This is a genomic window from Pseudomonas rubra (assembly GCF_028656935.1).
GTDB classification, from domain to species: domain Bacteria; phylum Pseudomonadota; class Gammaproteobacteria; order Pseudomonadales; family Pseudomonadaceae; genus Aquipseudomonas; species Aquipseudomonas rubra.
On sequence record NZ_JAMDGZ010000055.1, the window covers coordinates 24,242 to 30,241 of the forward strand.

Below are 6,000 nucleotides of genomic sequence, written 5' to 3' on the forward strand. Positions count from 1 at the left end.
GTTGAGAAGGACAATCAGCAATCTATCCTGTTGGTGGGTGCACGATATCGAGACCCGATTTCACAAGCGTCCGGGAAGACTGCGGTATGTCCAAAAAATTTCATGAAATAGGCAGTGTCGGGCGATGATCAAATCGCTTTTCTTCTTGTCAGGGTTCTCCTGGATTCACTTCATACTCACCTCGTGAAATCTGCCCGCGACGTCTTCGCCTGGTTCGACGTCGTGGCGATGTCGGCGTTCGCGTACGTGCTCATGCCCGTTCGAGTGGACTTGAGCCGCCAGCCGTGAGCGACACATTTTCGCTCTCTCGCCTTTCTAAACACCACCTCCTTCGATCTACCTACTTCTGGCTTGCTGGAGGTAGGCGCTTATGGTTCGCAAAGCTGGTCGGCGCGCCAAGGAAATACGAGCGGTGAGGTTCGCTGGAGAATTTTCTTGCTTAAAATACTGTATATACATACAGTGTCGTGACGCGACCAAGCCGTCACCCGAGGTGTCGAGTGCAGCAGTCGCATACGGATTTCTCACGTCAACTAACAAGGAAAGTCAGATGACAATTATCTACACCGCTTCAAACTCTCTAGCCTTCACCGCGCTCCCCACCACCAATGGCGTGGTCCAGTATTTTCGCGCCACCATGACCAATCCGGCCGATGCTACTTATGCCCCCGATGGGCTCGCAGCGACGCCTATCTACGGCCTGGGTGGTCAGATGTTGCAGGGTGATGAAATCGTTGCCGGCGGCAATGTAACCCTGGTTTCACACATCGGTCCGCTGCTTAACGGCGGTAAATTGTGTTGGGTCTTGATCAGTTGTGACGGGGGCGCACAACAGGTGGCAAACGCTACACGTAGCCAGCATGCGGTCACGCTGGGGCAGATCTCCATTGCCTCGGGGGCGTCGCCAGGCGATGTGAAGTACTCAGCCTCCAACATCACTCCCGCGGGCTGGCTTAAAGCAGATGGAGCAAACGTATCGCGTTGCACCTATGCCGCCCTTTTTGCTGCAATCGGCACGACTTACGGTGTGGGGGACGGCTCGACGACATTCGGATTGCCTGACTTGCGCGGCGAGTTCATCCGTGGCTTCGACGATGGCAGAAACGTAGACGCTGGCCGTGCATTCGGTTCGCGGCAAAAGGGCACGCTGCAGACGTACGACACCACGGAGTACAACAAGGCCAACGGCGTCTGGAGTGCATGCACGTCACTGAAAACGGGGGCTGCATCGCAGGTAGCGATGGGCGTAGACCCGTACGAGGTCAATGACTATGCAACCGTGACAATTGGCGGGGCTGATGCGATCAACAACTTTGCATTGCCTGGCCTTGGCCAGGACCGCGGTTATTCGGGTGTGAGCCGACCGCGTAACATTGCGCTACTTGCACTGATCAAGTACTAGCACTTCGTTTCTCAAACACAGTCATCTTGCTGGCGGCGTACTGATACTACGTCGCCTTCTCGCACATCCACTCTTCGCGTGTAATCCGGCTGATGTGTTCTGTTCGGTAGTCTTCGAGGAACGGGTTGTATTTGTTCTCTTCAGTGTGGTGATGGCGAAAGCCGCATTTGGCCTGAGCCACCTGGGACTGAGTGTTATCGGCGAAGTATCCGCACCACAAGGCCTGCAGTTCAAGGGTGTGGAATGCGTGGCGCATGACGGTGCGGACCGCTTCGGGAACCAGGCCCTGGCCCCAATAGGGCACGCCGATCCAGTAGGCAATTTCACCTTCCTGATCACTGATCTGGAAATTGCTGTCGCTGCCAATGAGTATGCCAACACAGCCTATGACGCGTTGGCTGCCCTTGAGCTCCATTGCATAAACCTCAGGCTGGTTGAAGACCGTGCGGATGATATGCGCACTGTGCTCAACGCTCGTGTGCACTGGCCAACCAGCGATCGGGCCTACTCGTGGGTCACGAGCGTATTCATAGAGGTCGGTGGTGTCCGCCACATTCCAGGGGCGGAGTGTCAGCCGATCGGTTTCAAGTGTCATCGTGTGGGCTCTGTGCAAAGAAATCATGGGGTAAAGCCTACCTCACAGTGCGCTATGGCCGATGACCAATACCCCGGCAATTTCGGTACTTTTCGAAACTAATCCATCCGCTTGTTGTACGCTGGCCGTGGTTAATGCCTTGGTAATTGGTCTATGCATGCTATCCCGCAGCTTTTGGCAGGGGACGAGTCGGTACAAATTGGGGTCAGTACCCTGGAGGAGGGCAGCGGCGCGCCGATGACGTTTGGCCATGCCTACATCACCCTGATGGTCTGCTTGTCCGGGCGCGCCCGCTTTTCGCTGAACTTCCACGAGCAGTCGATTCGGCCTGGCGATGTCCTGGTCCTGGCTGAGGACACCGTCGCTGTGCTCAGGCGTCGTTCGCGAACATTCAAGGTGTTCTTCTGTTTGATGCCCAAGGTTTTTTGCACCGCAGTGGCTTATCCGTTACCCAACTCATTGTTCAAGTTTCTCCACGACTACCCGCGCTGCAGGCCGGTTGAAGCTGACAAGGGAGCGTTGGCAAACTGGTTGGCTCAGTTCAGGCAACTGGCACAAGACTTCCCTGAGTACCGTCACATCATGCTCAGAAACCAACTGCAGAATTTTTTCCTGGCCATCGCTGCGCGAATGCCCGGCGAGCAGCAAGAACACCGCACTTACAGTCGCAAGGAAATGCTCAGTTGGCGATTCTGGGACTTGGTGGGCAAGCATTGCGTTGAGCATCGGGAGGTTGGCTTTTATGCCCGCGCCTTGAGCATCACGCCCTACTACTTGGCGCAATTGACCAAGGACTTTTTCAACGACACTCCCAAAGGCCTGATCAGCAGGCAGGTGATTCTCGAAATCAAGGCGCTGCTGGCCTGCGGTGATTTTGCCATCGGCCGGATTGCCCAGCAGATGCACTTTGACGATGCTTCCTATCTGTGCCGGTACTTCAAGCGCTACACCGGGTTCTCATTGACCGCCTATCGACGCCAGCAGCATCAACTGTGACTGCGCGACAAAAAACGCCCTTGATCAGGGAAAACCGACACCGTTTTACAGTTTGACGACGGACGGTATTACGAAACATTCTCAAGGCCAATGATCTCCTGTAACCTCGCCGCCGCTTCAGGTGACGACCCGGTCGTGCACCTGTTTTCAGTACATTTGGGGGCGGGGATGGAGACGAAGAAAGGGACGGCGGCGATTCTTGAATGGCGGGTCCGCTTCCTGGGCGAGGGTGCGTTGCAGGAGGCCGATTATCACCGGGCCTTGATGGTGGCGCAGCAGCTTGAGCAGTCCGGACGGATCAGCCCGATGGAGTGGGTTGCCATGGTGCGTCAGGCGAATGCGGCGTTGCTCGGCAAACGGTAAACTCTGCCTGAACACTCAGCCAGGGCAGGAAGCCAAATGAGCACAACGCAAGCGGTCACGCTGACCCGTAACGCCACGCTTGAGGATCTTGGCGCCATGCTGGCCTTCGACGCCTATGCCAGCATCAACCCCGGTCGTGGGGTTTTTCTTGCTGAGGCCGTCGACAAGCAGCAGTGCCTGGTTGCCGTGCAATCAGGCGCGGTGATTGGCTACCTGGTGCTGACCTACAGCTTTTTTGATTATGGGTTGGTTGCCTTGGTGGTCACATCTCCTGCACATCAGCGGCAGGGCGTGGCGCTCACGCTTCTGGTCGCAGCCCAGGCGGCCTGCCAGACAGAAAAGCTGTTCATCACCACCAACCAGTCCAACCTGCCGTCGCGCAAGCTGATTGCCAAGGCCGGTTTCGTGCCCAGCGGCGTGATCGAAAACCTCGATGAACAGGATCCGGAACTGATCTACTTCAAGCGCATTCGCTGATCGACAGGCAAGGGGGATTCTTGTGTGCACGGAACTCCCGATTGCCCGTCGGGTCTGAGCTGGCTTTCACGGCCCTCTTTCAATGGACAGAAGTGCAACACGCAGTGTGCTTGATATGCTCCCCACCCTCATCCTCGGACTCTCTCTCGCACTGGTCGGCTGGCTGGTGTTCAGTGTGGTGCTGGTCGAGCTCGCCGACACCGTTACTGATGATTCCAGTGCCTACAGCAGTGATGAACAGCAATGCTCGTCAGAATCAGTGCAGATGCTGTTTGGTCAGCAAGTGGGCAAGGAGGTACTGCTGGTCGCCAAGTTGCTATCGGGTGTGAGTTCGGTGCGTGTGCTGTCGATGCCTGGGCGCGACCTGAGTTATGTGCCTGATCGACTCAATCTTGAAGTGAATGAGCAGAACCGTATAGTCGCAGCCTTCTGCGGTTAGCGTGTTGCGGGCTCTGAACAGCCGACGATGGGCTTTTTTGCACCTTGGCGCTAGGTACGCAGGCTGGGGTGGTCTATGTTAAACGGCAAGTATTTCTGGACAGCCCTGAGGTGGTTTATCGCTGTGGTGGGAGTTTTATGGAACATAGACCTGTATGCACCCATCCGCTGACCTGAACGGGCAAGAAACCGCCGAGTCATTCGCGCCGCGCCGAGGGCGTTCGGCGTCGCTGTTCGGGCTGATCCTGAGCTTCATGCTGGTGGTTGTGCTGCTGTTCGTTGGCATCGAAGGCTGGCGGATCTGGCGCGATTACCGGCACGCATTTGCCAGCGCGCATGACGCTGTCACCAACCTTGCCAGCGCCACTGCGCAGCATGCCGAAGATGCCATTCGCCAGGTCGATGTAGTGACCGCGATGCTGGGAGAGCGGCTCGAAGGCGACGGCTTGGCACGGATGAACATCTCTCGCCTGCACAGACTGCTCAAGCAACAGGCTGCAATGATGCCGCAGGTGCACGGGTTGTTCGTGTACGGTTCGGATGGCCACTGGATTGTTACCGACAAAACCGACACGCCCACCAATGCCAACAACGCCGATCGCGATTATTTCGAGTATCACCGCACTCATGAAGACCGTGGAGTGTTCATTGGCTCGGTAGTGAAGAGCCGTTCGACCGGGGACTTGATCATCCCGATCTCCCGGCGCCTTGATAATCCCGACGGGTCGTTTTTCGGGGTGTTGCTGGGCACCATCAAGGTGGACTACTTCGTTGAATTCTACGGTGAGTTCAAGATTGATGATCGCGGCGCTCTGGTATTGGCCAAGCGCGACGGCACTATCCTGGTCCGCAGGCCTTTCGTTGAGCGAGTGATTGGCGGCAGCCTTGCTGGCAGTGAGATTTTCCAGAAGTACTTGCCACAGTCACACGAAGGCGTGGTTGAAACCCAGGCGGTGGTTGATGGAACCCAACGTCTTTATGCGTACAAGGCGCTGGACGCCTATCCGCTGGTCGTCGAGGCCGGCTTATCTCGGGCCTCGATCATCGACCCGTGGCGCGAAGACCTGATCAAGACTGCCGTCGTCCTGCTGCTGTTGCTGGTGGGGCTCAGCGGTTTTGGTGCCCTGGTGCTGCGGCAATTGCGCGAGCGCATCGTGATGGAGGCGGCCCTGCGCCGGGCCCATCAGACGGTACGTGACCTGGCGTTGAGCGACAGCCTCACGGGCCTGGGCAATAGGCGTCGGCTGGACACTGCACTGGCCCAGGAGATCCGCCGCGCCAAGCGCCAAGGCTACCCGCTGGCACTGGTGATGATGGACCTGGATTACTTCAAACTGTTCAACGACAACTACGGTCACCCGGCCGGGGATGATTGTCTGCGTGCGGTGGGCGCCGCCATCCAGGGCAGCCTCAAGCGCCCCGGCGACCTCGCCGTGCGCTACGGTGGTGAAGAGTTCACGCTGTTGTTGCCCAATACCGATGCCGCAGGTGCCAGCACCATCGTCGAGGGCATTCTCCAGGCCATCCGTGCACTGAACATCGAACATGTGAAAAGCCCGGCGGGCAAGGTCACGGCCAGTGCCGGCATTGCCCTGGGCTATCCGATCAAGGAGGCCGTAGCCGCCGATTCGCTGATGGGGGCGGCCGACTCGGCGCTCTATCGAGCCAAGGACAAGGGCCGTAATGGATGGTGCCTGGTCGATGGGCTGAGTGGGAGATTCTATGGTTT

7 protein-coding genes are annotated in these 6,000 nt (G+C 57.5%); 6 read left to right on the forward strand and 1 reads right to left on the reverse strand.

The features are described 5' to 3' along the window. Nucleotides 1-550: 550 nt before the first annotated feature. Entirely contained in the window at nt 551-1,402 is an 852-nt protein-coding gene (locus tag M5G17_RS23065; protein ID WP_273895200.1) for a phage tail protein, read from the forward strand. Nucleotides 1,403-1,448: 46 nt separating this feature from the next. Here the strand turns inward: M5G17_RS23065 and M5G17_RS23070 are convergent, their stop codons facing one another. Then, nucleotides 1,449-1,997: a GNAT family N-acetyltransferase gene (locus tag M5G17_RS23070; RefSeq protein ID WP_273895201.1), complete on the reverse strand. Its 549-nt coding sequence runs from the start codon at nt 1,995-1,997 to the stop codon at nt 1,449-1,451. Between the two features lie 153 nt (nt 1,998-2,150). Here M5G17_RS23070 and M5G17_RS23075 point away from each other — a divergent pair, with 153 nt between their 5' ends. From M5G17_RS23075 to M5G17_RS23095, 5 genes are all read left to right on the forward strand, one after another. Next, nucleotides 2,151-2,993 (forward strand): helix-turn-helix transcriptional regulator, encoded by an 843-nt coding sequence (locus tag M5G17_RS23075; protein WP_273895202.1) that lies wholly within the window; start codon nt 2,151-2,153, stop codon nt 2,991-2,993. A gap of 168 nt (nt 2,994-3,161) precedes the next feature. Further along, on the forward strand, nt 3,162-3,356 hold the full coding sequence (locus tag M5G17_RS23080) for a hypothetical protein (protein WP_273895203.1): 195 nt from the start codon (nt 3,162-3,164) through the stop codon (nt 3,354-3,356). 36 nt (nt 3,357-3,392) lie between these two features. Further along, nucleotides 3,393-3,833 carry a GNAT family N-acetyltransferase gene (locus tag M5G17_RS23085; RefSeq protein WP_273895204.1) on the forward strand — a complete coding sequence of 147 codons (441 nt, stop codon included), beginning with the start codon at nt 3,393-3,395 and terminating at the stop codon, nt 3,831-3,833. A gap of 115 nt (nt 3,834-3,948) precedes the next feature. Then, entirely contained in the window at nt 3,949-4,272 is a 324-nt protein-coding gene (locus M5G17_RS23090; protein ID WP_273895205.1) for an I78 family peptidase inhibitor, read from the forward strand. Between the two features lie 154 nt (nt 4,273-4,426). Continuing rightward, nucleotides 4,427-6,000: sensor domain-containing diguanylate cyclase (locus M5G17_RS23095; RefSeq protein ID WP_273895206.1), on the forward strand; the 1,574-nt coding region annotated here is incomplete at its 3' end.